This window comes from Comamonas sp. 26 (assembly GCF_002754475.1).
In the GTDB taxonomy this organism is placed as follows: Bacteria; Pseudomonadota; Gammaproteobacteria; order Burkholderiales; family Burkholderiaceae_C; genus Comamonas.
In genome coordinates, this window is the sequence record NZ_PEFL01000001.1 from 2,844,546 (window position 1) to 2,863,631 (window position 19,086).

At 54.2% G+C, this 19,086-nt stretch carries 14 protein-coding genes and 1 pseudogene; 4 read left to right on the forward strand and 11 right to left on the reverse strand.

Annotated features, from left to right (window positions below; genetic code table 11):
* Nucleotides 1-4: 4 nt before the first annotated feature.
* The 5 genes and pseudogenes from pglZ to CLU84_RS13255 all read right to left on the reverse strand — a co-directional run bounded on the left by pglZ (nucleotide 5) and on the right by CLU84_RS13255 (nucleotide 3,717).
* The gene (gene pglZ, locus CLU84_RS13235; RefSeq protein ID WP_199173732.1) at nucleotides 5-1,243 is read right to left on the reverse strand and encodes a BREX-1 system phosphatase PglZ type A; all 1,239 of its coding nucleotides are present in this window, start codon (nucleotides 1,241-1,243) and stop codon (nucleotides 5-7) included.
* Between the two features lie 11 nt (nucleotides 1,244-1,254).
* Nucleotides 1,255-1,458, reverse strand: a pseudogene (locus tag CLU84_RS13240) (WYL domain-containing protein); the annotation flags it as partial.
* Between the two features lie 154 nt (nucleotides 1,459-1,612).
* Entirely contained in the window at nucleotides 1,613-2,050 is a 438-nt protein-coding gene (locus tag CLU84_RS13245; protein ID WP_099737565.1) for a DUF86 domain-containing protein, read from the reverse strand.
* Nucleotides 2,040-2,474 carry a nucleotidyltransferase domain-containing protein gene (locus CLU84_RS13250; RefSeq protein ID WP_233210046.1) on the reverse strand — a complete coding sequence of 145 codons (435 nt, stop codon included), beginning with the start codon at nucleotides 2,472-2,474 and terminating at the stop codon, nucleotides 2,040-2,042. The genes CLU84_RS13245 and CLU84_RS13250 overlap by 11 nt, the downstream gene beginning before the upstream one ends.
* Before the next feature lie 79 nt (nucleotides 2,475-2,553).
* Entirely contained in the window at nucleotides 2,554-3,717 is a 1,164-nt protein-coding gene (locus CLU84_RS13255) for a hypothetical protein (RefSeq protein WP_144445465.1), read from the reverse strand.
* 160 nt (nucleotides 3,718-3,877) lie between these two features.
* Between CLU84_RS13255 and CLU84_RS13260 the strand changes: the two genes are divergently transcribed.
* The 4 genes from CLU84_RS13260 to CLU84_RS13275 all read left to right on the forward strand — a co-directional run bounded on the left by CLU84_RS13260 (nucleotide 3,878) and on the right by CLU84_RS13275 (nucleotide 9,579).
* Entirely contained in the window at nucleotides 3,878-4,504 is a 627-nt protein-coding gene (locus CLU84_RS13260) for a hypothetical protein (protein WP_099737567.1), read from the forward strand.
* 452 nt (nucleotides 4,505-4,956) lie between these two features.
* Complete coding sequence (locus tag CLU84_RS13265; RefSeq protein ID WP_199173733.1) at nucleotides 4,957-5,748, forward strand: radical SAM protein; 792 nt, start codon at nucleotides 4,957-4,959, stop codon at nucleotides 5,746-5,748.
* Nucleotides 5,745-6,530, forward strand: coding sequence for a glycosyltransferase (locus tag CLU84_RS13270; RefSeq protein WP_099737569.1), 786 nt, complete (start codon nucleotides 5,745-5,747; stop codon nucleotides 6,528-6,530). Before CLU84_RS13265 ends, CLU84_RS13270 begins: the two co-directional genes overlap by 4 nt.
* 43 nt (nucleotides 6,531-6,573) lie before the next feature.
* Nucleotides 6,574-9,579 (forward strand): glycosyltransferase family 2 protein, encoded by a 3,006-nt coding sequence (locus tag CLU84_RS13275; RefSeq protein ID WP_099737570.1) that lies wholly within the window; start codon nucleotides 6,574-6,576, stop codon nucleotides 9,577-9,579.
* A 203-nt stretch (nucleotides 9,580-9,782) separates the two neighbouring features.
* Here CLU84_RS13275 and CLU84_RS13280 read toward each other — a convergent pair whose 3' ends face one another.
* From CLU84_RS13280 to CLU84_RS22480, 6 genes are all read right to left on the reverse strand, one after another.
* The gene (locus CLU84_RS13280; RefSeq protein WP_099737571.1) at nucleotides 9,783-10,694 is read right to left on the reverse strand and encodes a restriction endonuclease; all 912 of its coding nucleotides are present in this window, start codon (nucleotides 10,692-10,694) and stop codon (nucleotides 9,783-9,785) included.
* An 84-nt stretch (nucleotides 10,695-10,778) separates the two neighbouring features.
* A complete protein-coding gene (locus tag CLU84_RS13285; protein WP_099738018.1) occupies nucleotides 10,779-11,120 on the reverse strand; it encodes a DUF3024 domain-containing protein in 342 nt (113 codons plus the stop codon).
* A 106-nt stretch (nucleotides 11,121-11,226) separates the two neighbouring features.
* A complete protein-coding gene (locus tag CLU84_RS13290; RefSeq protein WP_099737572.1) occupies nucleotides 11,227-12,837 on the reverse strand; it encodes a PAS domain-containing methyl-accepting chemotaxis protein in 1,611 nt (536 codons plus the stop codon).
* Between the two features lie 32 nt (nucleotides 12,838-12,869).
* On the reverse strand, nucleotides 12,870-15,371 hold the full coding sequence (locus tag CLU84_RS13295) for an EAL domain-containing protein (protein ID WP_099737573.1): 2,502 nt from the start codon (nucleotides 15,369-15,371) through the stop codon (nucleotides 12,870-12,872).
* A gap of 667 nt (nucleotides 15,372-16,038) precedes the next feature.
* On the reverse strand, nucleotides 16,039-17,820 hold the full coding sequence (locus CLU84_RS13300; protein WP_099737574.1) for an ATP-binding protein: 1,782 nt from the start codon (nucleotides 17,818-17,820) through the stop codon (nucleotides 16,039-16,041).
* Complete coding sequence (locus CLU84_RS22480) at nucleotides 17,817-19,040, reverse strand: HAMP domain-containing sensor histidine kinase (RefSeq protein WP_233210047.1); 1,224 nt, start codon at nucleotides 19,038-19,040, stop codon at nucleotides 17,817-17,819. The genes CLU84_RS13300 and CLU84_RS22480 overlap by 4 nt, the downstream gene beginning before the upstream one ends.
* Between the last annotated feature and the right edge of the window lie 46 nt (nucleotides 19,041-19,086).

Sequence of the window (19,086 nt, forward strand, 5' to 3'; positions counted from 1 at the left end):
TGTTTCAAAAGTCAAACTCGCTGGTGAACGAGCGACGGATCGTGTATCGCACTGACACGTAGCGCGTGTAGTGGGAAGTGCCGTCCACCGGTTCGTCCATACGCAGCTCAACCTGCTGATTGTTGTAATCATCCGACTTGCGGCTGAGGATGAAGCGCACAGCGACCTCACGCTCACGCGGGTTGCAGGAGGGCATATCGAAGCTCAATTCCTGCACGTCCGAGATTGCCTCGCCTGACAGCGCATACAGGCCCACGCGCAAGCGGCGCGGTTGCCGTTTGTCTGTCACCGGTTCAGTCTGGTAAAGCACGACGGCCAGCTGCCCCGTCGTGATGGTTTTGCCGCCACCACCGATCAACTCCACCTCCACCTTGCCAACGTCACTTTGGCGCTTCTTGTTGATACTAATGACAGGGATCACCACTTCCTGCAAGGTGGCACCACCGTGCACGAAACGACTACCCGAACCTTTCAGGCGCAGGCGATTGATCGACTTGGGGATCTGTACCTGCAAGCTGCCCGCTAAGCTCAACTGCTGTGGCTGAAAGGTTTTGAAGCTGCTGTGTTCACGCAGGCCGCGCCCCAACACAAAGCGCCTGTCGACATAAAGGATCTCATCACCGCTGGGCTCGGTGCTGAGGAAGTCGCTGTCCTGCAGCGGGTGGTGTTGGTAGATAAATCCATGATCCGCCGTGACCACGATGTTGCTGGCATTGGCATTGGCCAGCTTTTTGATCACCCGCAGTAACTCGTCCAGCGTATCTTCCGCAGCATTAAAGACGCGCTCTTCAGTGGACAGCTTGTCGCCAATGTTGTCGATCAGGTTGTGATAGACGTACACCACATCGTGATCGCGCACCAAGGCGCGTGAATCCTCCTTGCCCATGGCCAGCACATCTTTCGCCAGCACAGCAGTGGATGCAGCCACTGTCTGAGCCAAGATGCGGGCTCGGTTGGCGGTGCCAGTGGCGCTGATGCCATCGGCCTCCACCTGGCCACTGCCGTCCTCCACAATCTGCAGTGTCTTGTGCGGCAAGAGCGAGGCCATCCCCAACTGGGTATAGCTGGGCAGGCAAGACAGGGCTGGTACCAGCTCAGCGTCAAAACGGTCTTCGCGCCGAATCAGGCTTTGCAGTTCCTCGCCTACCTCATAGCGGAAGGCATCCGAGATCAGCACACACACTTTGCCTTTTCGGCTTAGAGCGGGCTGCACGAAACGTTCGTAGAAGTCGGCCTGACTCACCACCGGCGAGGCTTGCCACGGCTTTCGTAATCAATGTTCGCCGGTGCCAGCTCCTTGTAAAGCGCAAGGTCCCGCGAAGCCGCAGCCGACTGGATGCCGAAGCGCTGCATCAAATCGGGGCGGCGAACCTCCCCGAGAAAGCGCAACCGCAACTCGATGTGTTTGAGCCGGTCCCGCTGGTATTGGGGCAGTTCGGATGTCGGATCAGATTCCATAACAGTGGGAACGACTCCGAGACAAAAACATCCGAAGATTGTATCAAAATAAAATTTTGATCAGATCAAAAAGATACAAAACTAAGAAACCATAACATTATTTTCTGTGTTATCCGTTCCCCGCTTCCTAGGCTTTGCCGCATAAGAGACCGAATTACTCTCTCTCATATCCAGCCCGACTTACATCCCTTAGTAAAATCACCTTGCTGTACGTCGTGAAGTCACACAGATGCTTAGTGATGACAGCCTCCACGATAGGCAACTGCAGCGCTTGATAGTCGTGCACCGCAATATTTCGAAAGCCAACCATCTTCTGTAAACGCTCAGCGAGTACAGCTTCAATCCAGCCAGCTTGAGCTAGTAGAGTGAACACGTCTCGCGAGCTTTGAGGAATGCCCAGGCGCTCTCGTCGAATCAAGTGCTGCCCCATGTCTAGTGCAGCTTCGCAGGCCCGTTGCACATTCAAGATGGCTGCGTCTTGTCGGGTGTGATCAGCAGCAAATGTCGCAGGCGACTTGTCGTACTCTTCCCGCGCACGCATGACGCAGCGCTCTATGGTCGCCGCCTTGTTGATCAACACATCATCGACCATACACAGTCCCCGTCTTCTGAATGTCATCTAGCAGCCCTGCCCGCGCTTCGTCCAATGCGGTCTTCTGGCTCAGGATAAAGGTTTCGTAGAGAGCCGCCTGTTCATCTCTGGCCCACAGTCGCTGCCCTGTTGTCACTATCCGGTACTGCATGACCGTCGAGGCAGATCGCAGATCCAGCAAGTCAACATGACAACCCACAATGCCAGCCAATCGACTACTGAGACCCCAAAGGGCCTCTGCCGCCAGTGGCTCGTCAGACATCAAAGCAACATCCAGATCACTCTCTGGTCCAGCCTCACCACTGACTTGGCTTCCGAAGGCATAGACAGCGGACAAGCTAGGGACCGCTTCTTTCAGCGCAAGAACAACCGCGGAAAAGTCTATGGCACGCAGAGCAGGCATGGGCAAATCAATAGAGGACATGGGTAAAAAAGTGCCAATGGCTCAGGAAGTATGCCAGTTGAATCATGCACTCCAGAATGCAGGCGACGATGCAGCGCGTTCAGTTTGACCCTCCTTTGGACCACGCCCTCCTTCTGGGAGGCAGCAGCAATCGCATGAAATACAGTTCTTTTACGAAGACCTCATCCACAAATTGGTGCAGGGCCCTCCAGGCGCTTGCGCTTTTTTCCGGCAGTGACCACTCGCAGCCTTGCAAAATCCGCAGACCAGGGGCGCGCATTGACCTGCCCCAATGTCCTTTCAGCATTCCCCATGGACCCAACATGAAATCCGCCCATAACAGCGAAAGCTGAGAGTGCTGAGTAGCACGACTGGCTAGGAGTTCCTTCACCTCTGGCCCCACTAGGATCAAGGTACAACGAGGCTCTCCCCGCTCTGTAGCCGAGAGCTTAATCAGATGGCCTTTGATTTCAGCTGAGCCCTGTTTTTTAAGATAAGCAACGAATGCAGCAGATTGCTTTAGAGCTTCCAGGAAGTTCTCTGGAAATTCGCACATCAGTTGATGCCGAGCACGCTTTACCTCCTGGTCCACGGCCAAGGCATTGCCTTCAAAGGTGTCCAGGCAAATTTCAAATGCAAAAGCTTCCAGGCGGGGGTGAGCGGCCCTCAGCTCATTCAAATAGCTCTGGATAGATTGCTCTGCATGGTAAGCCTCGTCGTAGAGGCCTTTATTGCGCTTTCGCGCCTGAGGTTCGCAAAGCCTGCCGAGGGTCTCATCCAGACGACTCTGCAGTGCAACGGCATCCTCCCTGGTAAAGCGGTGATTCTCTAAGTACAGTTCTGCGTTGGCGCCCTTTATGGCCTCAGCTTCCCGAGCGAGCAATTCCTGAAACAGAAAAAAGTGAGCGCTCTCAACAAAAGCCGCCGAACGCAAAGAATCCCTTACATCACGAGCAAGCAGCTCCTGCTCCAACCTTGATAGGTCCAGGCAAAGCAGCAAGCGCTTTCCAAGGGCGCTGAACTCCATCCGTTCGCGTGACTCGTTCCATCGGAAGTGAGGGCCGGAAACATTGACGGCCAACGAAAGATACGTGTGCACTGCCACGCGCAGAACTTGCCAAGGGAAGGAGCTATACCACCCCTTCCCCAAGGCCAGCTCTCCACGTCGGGGAGAACGAAGCCCCCCATACGATCGCGCAATTGAGCGAGAGAACAGCAGCCCAGCTTCTCGCTCCACCCGTTCAACCGCGTCTAAATAATCCATCTCTTCAAATGCCTTATCACCAACTAACCGAGGCACTACCGCCGGGTAGAGCTACCTGCCTGATGTTTGAGCTTAAGGCACTCTGGCGCATGTAATATTAAAGACACTTACAGATACACAAGGGCTAACACCCTGGCCACGAGTCCACGGAAAGACACCTATGGAACAGACAGCATCACATCCAATCGGCCCCGTTTTCAGCCAAGTTGATGAGCAACGATACCAGGAGCTGACAGGGCTCTACATCGACGGTAAGACTGATGCAGCTCAAGAAGCTGAGTTCCAGGAGTTGCGCCAAAAAAAGATCGCCGCACGAGCCAAACGAGAGCATTGCATTACGCAATTGATCAAAGACATCAAAGAACAAGATATCTCGTTTGCAGAGCTAACCCAAGCCGGCTTGAGGGTGCCGGCGATTACTGATCTGTACTCCGACAGCGAAATTCTGAAAGCAGCCAAAGCACTTGGTGTCAACACTTCGGCAAAGGCTGCAGAGCCCTCGCAGCCCAAGATGAGCAGCAAGAAGCGGGAAGTCAAAGGCTACATCAAGAGCATCCAAAACCCAGACGAGACAGTGGTTTGGAGAGCTGGTCCCCCGAGCTTTTTAAAAGAAGAAGGCTGCTTGGCTACATACGATCAAGGCCAGTCTGTCGACCGATGGCTCGTAGACCCTAAAGATGAGCAGAGCAAGATCAAGTTTCTTCAAAAGCTAGCAAAGAAGCAGGGGAAAGAACCCAATGAAGAGCAACTTGGCGACATCTCTGCCGAAGCCTATGCCAAAGGATAAAACGACCACACTGCCGCGATAGAAACTAGGCGGTCACGCGTTATCGAATGCAGTGTGGTATTTCCAGATGGCTGCATTAGGCTGGTTGCAGTCGTTCAACTTAAAAATACCAATGACTGCTTATGCTCAGAGCAGTCATTGAGTTGAGACTTCTTCAGATGTCTGCTCAAGGCTTGAAAGCAATATAGGAAAAGCTGGTCGATTTAACAATAATGTGCGGGAAGCTAACATTGCGGCTACGTCCGCGATCAACAGCATCCGCTACTTTTCGTCCGCTTACCGGTTTAGAGTAGCTCGCGCGCGTTCCTTTAGATGACCGCATTTTTCTTCAACTGTTTACTGTCTTGTACGTGTCATCATCACGCTCATCTTTTCGACGAGAGCCGCGTCGCTATATCCGATTTCCTCGACTTGCACGTGTACTGATTCATCTGCGTCAGGCATGGAGATCCTTGCGTGTACTGAAGTTCATGCATCACCCGCTGGGATATCACTTTGCGCCGGCACAAGATCAGATCGAAATTGACCTGACCTATCTGTGCAATCTCCGCTGCAATAACTGCAACCGCTCTAGCGCACAGGCCCCAGAGTCCTTGCATCTTGAGTTGGAGCAACTGCGGCAGTTCGTTGTCGACAGCATTGAACAGGGGCGCAAATGGAAAAGGATCCGTCTTTTGGGTGGAGAGCCCACACTGCACCCTCAATTTGAGGAGGTGTTTGGCATCCTAGACCCATTACGGTCACTCTACCCAGATATGAAAATCGAGGTGGTTTCCAACGGCTATGGGGAAAAAGTCCGCCGAAAGCTGCAAGCGCTTCCTAAAAATATCTGGGTGGAGAATTCGTCCAAGCAAGGCAATATTCAACCGCATTTCGGACCCTTCAATCTTGCGCCGCAAGATACATGGTGGCACCGATGGGTTGACTATCGCCATGGTTGCAGTATTCCGCAAGAGTGTGGCATGGGGCTGACTCCAACTGGCTATTACCCATGCGCAGTGGCTGGAGGGATTGATCGTGTCACGCGTCAAGGTAACGGTCGGGAACGCTTACCTGCTAAAGACGACAATATGCGAGATTTGATGAATCGTGCATGCCGTCTATGTGGACGGTTTCGTGATGGCTACTTCGTTCCGTACAACCTGCGACCTCCTCTTGATGAGCAACTCACCTCGCAAAGTTGGCAGAAAATCTACCTGAACTGGTCAGAGTTAAAGAATAAGAACTTGGCGACAAAAGAATGAAGGTTGCCGCACTAATTGCGACTCGTCCCCGCGTTAAATGCCTGCTCAGTACCTCACTACCGAGCATTCTCAGACAAAGCCAGCCTCCTGATGTCGTTGTGCTGGTGCCCGATGCTAGGCCCTTGACAGATGATGAAGTACTGCACTGCAGAGCGGCCTTAAACGATATTCCATTGCACCACCTGCCTGATGTGCAAGGAGCAGGACTTGCCGCAGCCTGGAACTCTGGACTGAGTGCAATATCCCATCTAAAACTTGCAGACTACGTCGCGTTACTCGACGACGATGACGAATGGGACAGTATTCACTTGGAAGCATGTCAATCCGCTGCCCGACAGCAGGAACTAAATGCTGATGTGGTGATTTCCGGGCTGCGCGTTATTCGCGAAGGAATAGAACTACCGCGCCAACCCCTGAATGCTGTTCGTGTGGATGATTTCCTCGTCGGCAATCCTGGCTGGCAAGGGTCAAACACGTTCGCTAAGCTGGAACTACTCCAGCGTGTAGGTGGATTCACGTCCGGCCTACGTAGCGCCAACGATCGAGATCTAGCGATACGGGTTCTTGATCAGGCTAATGTGCGTTTCGCATTCACGAAACAGATGACCGCAACTTGGCATCTCGGCAAACAGCCCGACGCAATCTCTACTTATGGGAGTGAGGATAAGCGCTTGGGTCTGCGTCAATTTCATCAAATGTACAAACACAGAATGACGGACTCGCAACTTCGGTGTGCTGTTAACCGGGCGATCGAATTGTTTGGCATCAATCCAGAGGCGTGACTACTTTCGGCACGTACCGCCCATTTTTTCTCATGCGTCGCTGATGAACTTTCAAGAACGAGCCCCTCTAAAAATGGCTGTGTCGCTTTCAGCGCGCAGTTTGCATTTCTCACAAGCCCCGAACCCACAGACCCAGCAAGCTCAGATCGTCGTGGTGATGGCACTTCGGAATCAAGCAGCCTATCTATCTTCAGCGCTCGCCAGTGCCTTAGGGCAAAACATTGAACTTGGAAAACTTGCTGTCTTGATCCTCGATGATCAGTCTTCTGACAATTGGCGCGAAACGGCGCATGTCCTTTTGGCTGATCCACGTGTTGTCATTGCACACGGCATATGTGGTTCCGCAGCGCATGCACGTAATGCACTGCTAGATCTTGTTGACCTGCACCTCCCTTCGGCGAAGTGGGTTGCGCGATTGGATGCTGACGACACCTTCGCATCCCCCAATGTATTACAAGTGATGACCGACGAGGGGGAACGCACTGGAGCAAGCTTTGTTCTCGGAAGTAATCATCTCCTACTCAACGACAAGCACTTGCCTCAGAGCAATATTGCCGACCCAGTCGCACTGAGCGATCCAAAGCAACTGCTGGAGTTCATTGAGGCGTTCTGTCACCAACGCTCCCAATTCGAGCTGCCATCCTGCAATCTGGTTCTTCGAGCAAGACAAGGAGTCCGCTATCCAATAATACGCAGCGCAGAGGATCACTGGTTGGTCTCATCCTTGCTGCTATTTCGCTTATCGGAAGCGGCAATTGTTCCTTATCCGGTCTACTGTACATATCGTTTAGACGGTTCGACTTCGCAACAGAACCGCGATTCGACAGAGTGGCACCAAACTCGAACGCGGCTTGCGCAAGCCTTTGCAATTTGGTACGAGACGCTTCAAAACTTTGATGATGTGCTTGGTCACGGTATGGAAGGCATCGTTTGGAATAAGGATGGCCACATTCATAAAAGATTCTACCCATGGACAATCCAACTAGAGCAACTGGAAGCAGTACAGCGACTAGCCGCTGCCTGTCCCAAGCACATCGTTAAGTTTGAAATTCTTCCAAGCAAAGACGGAGCCTGCGTCACACGCTATAAAGGACAGCCAACAGAAGTCATCAGCGGATCTGTGACGACGAGTGTGTTGCGAGAGTTCTTGCTAGCCCTGTGGCGGTCCCAAGTTGTTGTAAGCAACATCAGACGTGACAACCTGCGTCTCAGCACCGAAGGGCTGTTGATGTACATTGATATCGGCGCAGATATTGTGCCGCTTAGCGTTTCGCGATTCATGGACTGCGCGGCAAGGGCTTACGCTGTACTGATTCTTGAGTGGTCTGACTTTGAGTTAGCACGCCGACTAACGACACGTCGTGAAGAAGAAGTGCTGGCTGATTTGCCAGGCTTCGAAAGGTTCTACGGCAACCTTATCAACGAGTTGCACCCTTTGGTAGCATCGCCAGCAGTCGCTTCATCCCCAGTCCACACGCACGACGATGTCAGCCTTTTGATTAAGTGCTGTCCGCAGGATGCAGACAGCTTGAGAGATCAGGTGATGCACATCGTTGGAACACTGGCAGGACAGACACGATTTGAGCGACGGATTCTGACAGTAGACCCATTCGAAGGGCCGTACCTGCGTGAGTTCGGTAAAGGCAATCTCCCTGCCGTGCTCAAAATTGCATATCGCCTGCAAGCTGAGTCTTGGATCGACGAAGTTTGGATTGCGCCGAAGGACCCGCATAGCGTATCGCAGGTCAATGCTCGGTGGTTCGATTCCGGCACATGTCTCTCGACGCACACTCTCATGGGGGCACCAGTGACATCTCAGGTATGGGCCTTTGATCAGGTGGTCACTCGCTATGTGCTTCAGGTGGACTGTGATGTTCTTGTAGGTCGCCAGGATGCCGAGCATGACTACGTGAGCGACATGCTCAATGCGATGAGACCTGATGACGTTTGGTGCGTTGGCTTCAACATTCCAAAGGCCCTGAACGGAAGCCACCCCTACACGGCGCGCGAGGAAGGCTTCGCTCCTGAGATCCGGTTGGGACTACTTGACCTCAGACGAATTCGATCTCGTAGACCGTTCGTAAACCCAGTTATTGATGGAAAGTTGACGCTAATGTGGCATCGAGCTCTAGAGCTAGAGCAGAGACAAAGTGGGATGCGAAGCCTGCGCGGGGGAGATAGCCGAAGTTTTTACATTCATCCGATGAACTTCGATAAGCATGACCCGAGGCTAATATTGGTGCGCGACATGGTTGGGCAGGGGAAATATCCTCTACGTCAAGCGGAGCAGTGGGATTTGGACATATCTTTGGATTGGCATTATCCAAAACGTGGCGAGGATATCGTGTTCCTGCTCCTTGGGAGAAAAACACCACTATCACTTTTTCAACGATGTATCACATCACTACAAGCACAAACCGACCAAGAGTTTGGGGTTATCGTCGTCGACGATGCAAGTGAGAGTTGGTTCAGCCAACAAATGCCGTTTGCACTAGGTTCGCTGAAGAATCGCACCACGCTGGTTCGTCATTCTCAAAGACAGGGCTACCTCGAAAACTTCCGTTTGGCAGTGGAAGAAATCTGTTTAAGGTCAGATACGTTGGTTGTTGTGCTTGATCAAGATGATGCGCTCATGAGTCCAAACGTTGTTGAGTCACTGAGGGCGCGTTGGACAGATGGCGCGGACATGATTCATGCACCTATGTTCAGACCAGAAAAGCCTTTGCGTCGCTACACACCTGACTATACGTCCCCCAGATTGAAAGGCGGAGGCAATGTCTGGGCGCATCTCCGTGCCTTTCGAAAATCTCTGTTCATGGCAGTACCTGCTGCGGAATGGGATCTTCCGAATGAATATTTTGATGCGCTCAGCGACTACCTGATGATGGTGCCCATGGCAGAAATGTCGCGGCGACCGATGTGGGTTGATGAAGGTTATGCTTGTCTTCATCAGCGGATACCCTACTCGACGGAGCGAAAGGTCATGGAGCACGAAGCAAAGCAATGGTTAGCTGCTCGTCAACCTATGTTTCAACGCAGGGATACATGAGGTAGGGGATTAATTGGCCTGTGGACATGCCTAACTGCTCTGGATGGGCGCAATGTGGCAATGACCGGTAGCTCAACGTAATGAAATGAGCAGCCGCAATCGCTGCAAAGCAGCCACTCAATGAAAAGCGTCTCATCGCTTTTCCTGGTCTCAACCCCTGTTGAAATGCTTTGCAAGAAGTCCATCTCATCAACGAAAGGACATCACACATCTTCAAAATAGTCCGAGTCAATTCTTTTGACCACGTAGGCTGCTGATGCGGCAACGCCAACATCAAAGTCCATCATCAGTGCAGCCAACTGTTTGCCATCAATCAGAACCACCTTGGTGTCGATGCGCGATGCATAGTCAATCGCATCCACCGTGTAGTAAGAGGTCGTGATGAACACCCCCTTTTTAGCTCTCTGACCTTGAAGTGCCCCGACAAACTTTTGGATCTCGGGCCTACCTACTGAGCCCTGCCAGCGTTTAGCCTGAATGAAGATCGTATCCAGCCCAAGACGATCCTCTTTGATGATCCCGTCGATACCACCATCGCCAGTCTGACCAATTCGCTCACCCGCATCTTTGCGTGAGCCACCGTAGCCCATCTTGACCAGTAACTCCACAACAAGCTGCTCAAAAAAACTAGGCGAACAAGACAGGATCTTGGCAAGCAGCTCCTGCGCAAGCTGCTCCCTCAACCCTTGGTATGCCTCCTCAATCGCTTCTTCAGGGGTACTGGATGATTGCGTTGGCTCTGCAACCTTGGATGGCCCGGCACTATCTTTGGAGAAGTCACGAAACTCTATGAATTCTGGCCACTGCTCCAAATACTTCGAATCGATACGCACTGGCTTGGAGGCCAAGACCTCTTGGCCACGAGCCGTAATCTTGAAGACGGCTCGCTTGGGAGCCTCAATCAGTCCAGCCTTCTTCAGGTAGGTTCTTGCCCATCCAATCCGATTCTTGAATACGCCTTGCTGACCACTTGGTAGTAGCTCAGCCCTCTCTGAGGGTGTGAGGCCAAACTGCTTAGCCAGTGCCTCTTCTGTTTCTCGCAACGAATGCTCGCACCCATCAGCCAAGTACGACAAGAACGGAAGCATGCAGGTTTGATAGTCTGGAATCGCCATACGCCAAGCATACCTGCAACAAAAGATTACAAGCTGCAGCACAGAAGCAGACAGTCATGCGATATCTGCTTCACATGGGTGCACCTATCCCCAAAAGCACCTGTAGAGATCTTTGTCCACCACATCACAGAATGCCTCAATGGTGGATACAGCAGCTGCAGGCTCATAGCTGTGCCACTTAAGATCTGCACGCTGCCAGTACAGCTTCCAAACTTGCTGCGTCTTGACCCAGGTAGCTTTGGCAAATGGGCGCTCAATCACCTCCCCATCCATGAGCCTCCTTTTCTGCCGCAGTAAAACAGACTGCCCTTCAATCGAAAACATCAGATCTAACTGATCACGCACATATGCAGGTGGTCTACGCTTTTCGACAAAACCTGCAACAACTTTGATGATTCTTCGTACTTCAAACTCACTAAAGGCCATGCCCCCTCCCAAGAGCCATGACCTGACACCTAGCTGCGATTTATGCAACAACGCCCTGTGGGACTGAACATCAAGGCAGATAGACAAACCCTAGCTATTCTTTCATTTAACGAAGCCGATTTATTCGCTGCAGTTCTACGGCATTGGCTTGCGACAAAGGCGCTTCGCCGCGCTCGAGACGGAATAGGCGCATTGAGTTGCTCACACTGTTTACTTGACCTCGCAGCGATTGCGCGGCTGCGGCCAGTTCCTCCACCATCGCAGCGTTTTGTTGGGTGATCGAGTCCATGTGCGCCACAGCAGCGTTGACCTGTGAGATACCGGTTTGCTGCTCTATGGCTGCGGTACTAATTTCACCCAGCACAGCACTTACGCGTTGCACCGCTGACAATGCTTCGGCCATGCGCTCGCGCGCTTCGCCTGTAGCGGTGGCGCCCGATGCCACGCGCTCGGCCGAGTCGCCGATGAGCTGCTTAATATCGCGCGCTGCCTGAGCGGTGCGTGCAGATAGCGTGCGCACCTCCGACGCCACCACAGCAAAGCCCCGCCCAGCCCCTCCCGCACGCGCAGCTTCTACGGCTGCGTTCAGCGCAAGAATATTCGTCTGGAAGGCCACGCCCTCGATGAGGTGCACGATGTCTTCAATGTGTCGTGACGATTCAGCGATGCCCAGCATGGTCTGGCCCACGGCCTGCACGGCATCGTTGCTGCGTTGTGTGATGCTCGAAGCTTCTTCTGCAAAACAGGCGCCACGGCTGGCGGCTAGGGCGCTGTTATGCACTGTGCCATTAATCTGCTCCATGGATGCGGCAGTCTGCTCCAGGCTGCTGGCTTGAGTTTCGGTGCGGGACGACAGGTTGTGGTTGCCGCTGGCGATTTCCTGCACGGCAATCTCCAGGTGCCCTACCTCCTGGCGCACGTCGCTCACCACAGTGCGCAAGTTCACACTCAGTTGAAACAGTGCGCGCTGAAGATTTCCGACACTGCCGCTGGCACCTGTACGCACTGCGTGCGACAGGTCTCCAGATGCCAGCTGATTGGCATCGTGCACAAGTTCTTGCAGCGGCGCGATAGCCAGCGAGTGAGTCAGAAAAGACGACACAGCCACTGCCAACAAGGCCGCACTGCCCGTGACTAGCCAGGGGACATTCAGCCACGTGAGCAGTAGCGGAAGCATTACAGCTAGCATCAGTACCAGCAGCAGGCGCACAAACGTAGAAGGAGCCAGTAGCCGCTTCAAGCGGCCACTCAGATTCTGGCGCAGTACGACACCATGGTGTAGCGTATGGACGGCACATCCAGCTTCCGCCTCGGCACGCATGGTGGCATAGAGCCTTTCTGCGACAAGCACATGTTCGCGCACAGGAAGCGTGCGCACCGACAGGAAACCCGTGATCTGCTCGCCGTCACGCAATGGCGTGATGTTAGCCTGTACCCAGTAAAAATCTCCGTTCTTGCGGCGGTTTTTCACGAGGCCCGTCCAAGGAAGGCCTGTCGATATGGTCTGCCACAAATCGCGGAAGGCCTCAGCAGGCATGTCAGGGTGGCGGATCAGGTTGTGGGGCTGGCCCAGTAGCTCCTCGTGTGCGAAACCGCTCACGTGAACGAATGCGGGGTTGCAGTAAGTGATACGACCTTTGGTATCCGTGACTGAGACCAGAGTGCTTCTCTCTGGAAACGTGAACTCATTGGTTGTGGCGGGCAAATTGATCCGCATAAGGCATTCTTTTTTATGGTTTTTTGGAAGGACTAAAGGGGCAGCCAGTCGCGCGCCAACTCGGCTGCTGGAACAGCCTTCGAGAAAAGATAGCCCTGCACTTCATCGCAGTGCAGGTCGCGCAGTTTTTCGAGTTGGCTTTGTGTTTCCACACCTTCGGCCACCGTCCGTAGCTTCAGCGCATGGGCTAGGCCGATTACCGCTGTCACGATGGCGAGACTGCCAGGCTCGCTGAGCATGCCGCGCACGAAAGACATGTCGATCTTGAGCCGAGAAACGGGAAAGCTCTGTAGTCGCGCCAGGGAGGAGTAGCCAGTTCCGAAATCGTCGATGGATAGCGTGAAGCCCTGTTCCACTAGCTGGGAGGCAACACGCTTAGCCTTGGCTGGGTCATGCATCAGAGCCGATTCAGTAATCTCCAATTCGATAAATCGTGGGCTCACGTCGTGCGTGCGCATGATCGCCAAGGCACGCTCGGAGAAGGCGTCACTCATCATCTGCGCAGCCGATACGTTGACAGCAATCACAGGGGGCTGCGCTATGCCGGCAGAACTCCAGGCACGCCACTGACGAGCTGCTGCGTCCAAACTCCAGTCGCCGAGCGCGATGATGAGGCCGCGCTCCTCAGCGACGGGGATAAACTCGGCAGGGCTCACCCAGCCCCATTCTTCGTCGTGCCAACGTGCGAGCGCTTCCACGCCGTATAACGCATACGAGTCTATGGCTATCTTGGGCTGGAAGTGCAATTCCAAGCGTGATTGCGCGAGAGCCTCCTCCAGCTTTGCTCCAAGTGCGATGCGCCGCTGGAGCCGGTGGCCCATTTGTGCATCGTAGAGTTGGCAATTGCCGCCGCCTTGCGTCTTGACTTGGTACATTGCGATATCGGCACGCTGGAGCAACTCGTCTACGCTGTGACCGTGCATGGGGTAAAGGGCTACTCCGACGCTTGCCCTTACTTCAAAGCAAAGATCGTCCACCCTCAAGGGGCTTGCCAATGTTGAGCAGAATTCATGGGCCAAAGCCATAGCATCGTTGCCTTCGGCTAGTGTGCGCACGAACATAAATTCATCGCCACCCAGGCGAGCCACCACACCGTCTCCTCCGAGCGTGCGTTCGCACCGCCTTGCCACTTCAGCAAGCAAGTCGTCTCCCACTAAATGGCCCTGAGAGTCATTGATCTCCTTGAAGCGGTCGAGATCAACGAACAGCACCGTGGCCTGCTGACCTCGTTGGCCTGCGATGTCGAGCAGGCGTTGAGCCAAATCTATGCCGTGAAAGCGATTAGGTAACCCTGTGAGCGCATCAAAGAATGCCAGCTTCTTCATGCGCTGTTCGGTCCGTTTGCGTTCCGTGATGTCGAGTAGCGTGCCGTAGCCCCGGACCGGCTTGCCGGTCGCGTCACGCTCGATCGTGCCCAGCGCATCCACCCAGCGGACGCTGGTTCCATCCTGGATGCGCATTTCGAACGCGTAACGGCCGGTGGCAAGCCCTTCTTTCCATTGTGCATCTGCGTATGCGCGGTCTTCTGCATGCACGCAGCCAAGTAAATCGGCAAATTCGAAAGGCTGGCCTACTGGCCAACCAAGGATACGTGCCGCTTGAGGCGTGAGGGAAGGCTTGCCGTCAAAGTATGAGAGCCAGGTACCGATGTTGGCCACCTCCTGGGCATTGAGCAAGTCACGATTGAGTTGCTCCTGCTTGCGCAGATCTTCGACGGTGATCAGCAGCCGTGGCTGCGCGTGGCCGTCGGGCTGTTGCAGAGAGTGGACGGTGATGGAAACCGGGATCGCCAATGCTTGAGCGTGGAAATGCAGTTGCGACCTTCCCTTGGCATGTTGATGCTGTAGCGCTTGCTTCACCAGTGCAGGTAAGCTGCCTACATCCATAAAGGCCGGTAGCGGGTCTCCTTTCGCTAGCGCCATTGGTGTTTGGCCTGCGAGTTGTGCGAAGGCCTGGTTGGCAAACACCACATTCAGCTCATCCGTGACCACAAGCGTGCCGTGGGGCAGGTGCGCGAAAGCTGCGCCGTAGTCTCGAAGTTCGGTGATCAGCGTATCGCGATGTGTGATGTAGCTATCGATAGCCAGCCCGATATCCAGCAAGACCACTTTGATCAATGCCTGGATTGCATCATTGCGCTGCTCTGGCGTCAGTCCGGGCAGCCTGGTGATTCGCGGCAGGAGTTCGGTGAGGTAGTGACTGTAGGCGCCCAGATACCAGCCGGGCGACAGTCCAATACGCGCATGAGCCAAACCCACATGTTGGCGCTCATCTCCATAGGCCTCGTCATAGGTGCCTTTTGTGAGCCTGAGAAAGTAACGCATTTGTAGCGTCTTGAGCCTGTGCAGTGCCTCGTCGTCCGGCAGCAGTGCACGCATCTCAGGAAAGGAAAGCAGGTGACGGTAGAAGCCTTCCACGAAGCCGTGTGCCTGGGTGCCAAGGGCGTCGTGCAGACTGCGCATGGCATGCTCATCCTGAACGGTGAGGCAGAGAAAATCTTTACGGCGTTGGAAAGTTTGGGAGGTTTCTGTCAAGGGTTTTTCTCATTTTCTTTGAAGAAGAACAATGTTATTGGATGCAACTTTCGAGACTCTGACCTGTGGATGCATGCGATTTAATGCGCATCAAGTTTTATGCGGTCTACTGCCGCTCAACGGCTAATGCTCAGATCTATTGCTGTTCCTCACCCGTTATGCTTCATCCACTTTGCGGCTCTCGCGTACAAACGGGAGCTTGAGGTCGTGAACCTACACAGCCTTGGACTTTTTAATGCCATCTAACTGACATAAGTGCTGTCGCCGAATACTCAGTAATGATTCCGCGCTAATTGAGGGCCGAATTGGGGTAGTTCTGCAAATAGGTTTTGTTTCATCGCCTGACAGCTTGCAGACTTGATGTGTCACAAAGTCACGTCGGCGTGAAGGGCTGCTCATCTCAAATGTGGCCAGCATCTTTAAAAGCGATCCTATTTAAGGGTGTATGGCTTCATACAGTGCTAGCTGGTCGGTCTCCTGAAATAGAGTTGCGCTGAGCAAGATACGTTCTGTGCCTACCTGTGAATCCCAATTCACATCTATGTATTTGCCAGTCGTCTGCTTAGTGCTGTCGTGCCGCACGAACAAACTGGCACTGACTTCAGCGGCTTCCAACTGGCTCTACTTTTACAAAGCCTTGCTCTATCGCACCTCCTACCTCTGAGCTCTAGGAGTTTTCCATCATGTCGAGGCGCTCCTTGCGCGCCGGTGATGCGAACAACTGTGGACAGGGAAGGGACAGGGTGAATCGCGCGCCTCCGTGTGGGGAAGGAGATACAACTAGGGTGCCTCCAAGGAGGCCAGCGAGAGAGCGCGACAACGATAGTCCTAGGCCGGTGCCTCCATATTGGTGGTTGATGCGCGAATGCCCTTGGTGAAATCTTTCGAAGATTCGCTGGTGCAGCTCCTCGGGAATTCCCGGGCCTGTGTCGGTAACGTGCAATTGCACCTGATGGGCGTTTGGGTTGTGCACTATCTCTAGACTCACGCTACCTTGTGGCGTGAACTTGATAGCGTTGGACAGCAGGTTGCTCAGAATCTGTTTGAGCTTGAGCGGGTCCGTGATTAATATGATGGTGGTTATCGATGGAGGGGTGAGCAGTTGTAGCGTCAGCTCCTTCGCCATGGCGCTTACGCGAAACAGATCCGTCAGCTCACGTGCCAGCGTGAGTAACTCTACCGATTCAAGATGCGTGGGCATGGCGCCGGCCTCGATCTTGGCAAAGTCCAGGACTTCTGTGAGCAATGCATTCAGATGCTCGGCGCCTTGGCGGATCAGGCCTGACTGCTCCCGCACCCTCGGGTCACTGCTGCGTAGCTCCATCAATTCGGCAAATCCCCGGATGCTAGTTAGCGGAGTGCGCAACTCATGCGACATGGCTGCCAGGTATTCGCTCTTGGCCTCATTGGCCCGAAGGGCTTCGGCAGCGCTGTTGGCCAAGGCAGCGTGGCTGCTGGCCATGTGCCTGATCCGGGTCACGGCCATGGCGCCAAAGCCCATTACGACCAAGCTCAGCAATACCATCAGCAGTATGACCGTGTTGCGGGCGGCGCGCCATGCGGTGAATGCTTCATCCTGGAAGGTGCCACTGAGCACGAACAATGGATAGTCGCCGACACGGCTGTAGCCTACGATGCGTGGTATGCCGTCTGATGATGAGGTCAGGGTAGCGCCTGAGACCCCTTGGTATAACTTATGCATCAGCGTCTCAGGAAGCTGCTGCTGCGTTTCGGTGCTGAGACCGCCAATCACACGCGCGCGGATCGCGCCATCCAGCCCTGCTAGCACCACGCCACCCTGTTCACCCAGACGCACGCCTTGGTAGACGTCTGCAAAGTGACGCTGATTTAGGGAAGCCACGACGACTCCCAGGGTGCCTCCATCGCTGGCAGTGATCTTACGCGACAGCTGGATCGTCCAGACTCCCGATACCTTTCCCTGCACAGGGTGGCTGATGAACAGGCCATCTTGTAGCTTGCTTGAGGATTTAGGGAATGTGTCTAGTAGGTGTACGCGGATATGCTCCCGGTCTAGTAGGTTGATATGGCGGCTGAGTGAGCCGTCTGGATCTAGGTTGCAGCTCTGGAAATTGCCGGCCGCGTCCACGAATGAAAGCTGCGTCAAAATGTGTGGAGTCATGCCGGTTTCATTGGCGATACGCACGATTTCTTCGCTGTTAAAAGCCCCCTCGCTCACATGTTCCTGAAGTCGCAGCATCGCCTGATCGACCGTATCTAGGATGCGCAGTGTGTGCTCCTTCAGCGCCAGCGCCGTATTGGTGTTCTGGCGCATTTCGGATTCCAGTGTTTCCTGCCATTGCGAGTGCAGCATGGTGGCAACAGTGATCCAACCTCCGAGCAGTACGGTAGCACTGAAGAGGCAGACACCGACGACGTACATTAGCGTCTGATTAGTGCGCCAGTGTCGAATGTGAGAAATCAGCTTCATGAGACGGTAGTGGCAGGCTCGAAGTGGGTGAATTCTGCGATGGGCAGGATGATGTGGAAAATTGCGCCGCCCTCGGGCGCGTTGGCGGCATATATGCTTCCGCCGTGGGAGACCATAATCTTCTGACAGATTGCCAAGCCAAGGCCGATGCCCCCCGAGCCGTCACTAGTCTGGCTCGATTGGACGAAGGCCTGGAATACTGCTTCCAGCTCCGCGAGCGGGATGCCCGGACCTTGGTCACGCACTGTCAGATGGATTCTGGACGTATCCTCCAGTGCGGCGGTGATGTTGATGGATCGGCCTTCGGAGGAAAATTTCACTGCATTGATCAGCACATTGCGCACCACTTGTGCAAAGCGCGTACGATCCACCTTGGCAATCAGCGGATCGCTGCCCAACTGCAGCTCCAGCACCAGGCGCTTTTGCTCAAGCTGAGGGCCGAGCTCGCTGGCCACTTCCAGAACAATAGGGCGCACGTCGTGGCGTTCGAATTGAAAGGCTCCAATGAGTGTGTCCATCTTGCTCAGGTCCAGTAGGTCATTGACCAGCGCGAGCATGCGTTCACCTGCGGCATGGATATCGCCGAACATGTCGATCAGCTTGTCATGCTGGCGTGCGCGCAGCATGCCTAGCTCGGAAAAGCCCAAAATAGACTGCAACGGCGTGCGCAGCTCGTGACTGATATTTGCCACGAACTCGCTCTTGGCGCGCGAAGCTTGCTCTGCTAGATCACGGGCTGCCAAAAAAGCAGTTATGTCCATCTTGACGATCAGCAGGCCAAGGGGTTGGCCCTGACGAGATTCCAGACGCACTTTGGTCACTTGGACATCGCACACGCTGCCATCGGGGCGACACAGGCGTTCCTCATAGCGCACTTGGCCGCCAGAGAGCAGCAAAGCTTCGTTGTGGGAGTCATAGGCCTTGGCCTCCTGGGCTGGCAGGAATTCGCTGTTGCGTAGGCCTAGAACGCGCTCGCGCGGCAGACCCATGAACTGCTCCCATGCATCGTTGACTGTCAGAAAACGCCCGTGCATATCAGTCATACAGATCGGCAGAGGGTTGGATTCGAGTAGCTGGCTGGTAAGGGCTAGCTGTTCTTGCTCTCGCCGTGCAGTGTCCTGAATGATTTCATTGCGCTCGTGCTGGGCTACTTCGCGTGCGAGGGCGTTGCGCCAGGCGCTGAACGTCATCAGTCCAATCAGTACCAGCGCCAGAGACATGAAGATCAGTGGTCCTCGCAATGCCGCCAACCATTCTTGCTGTGTG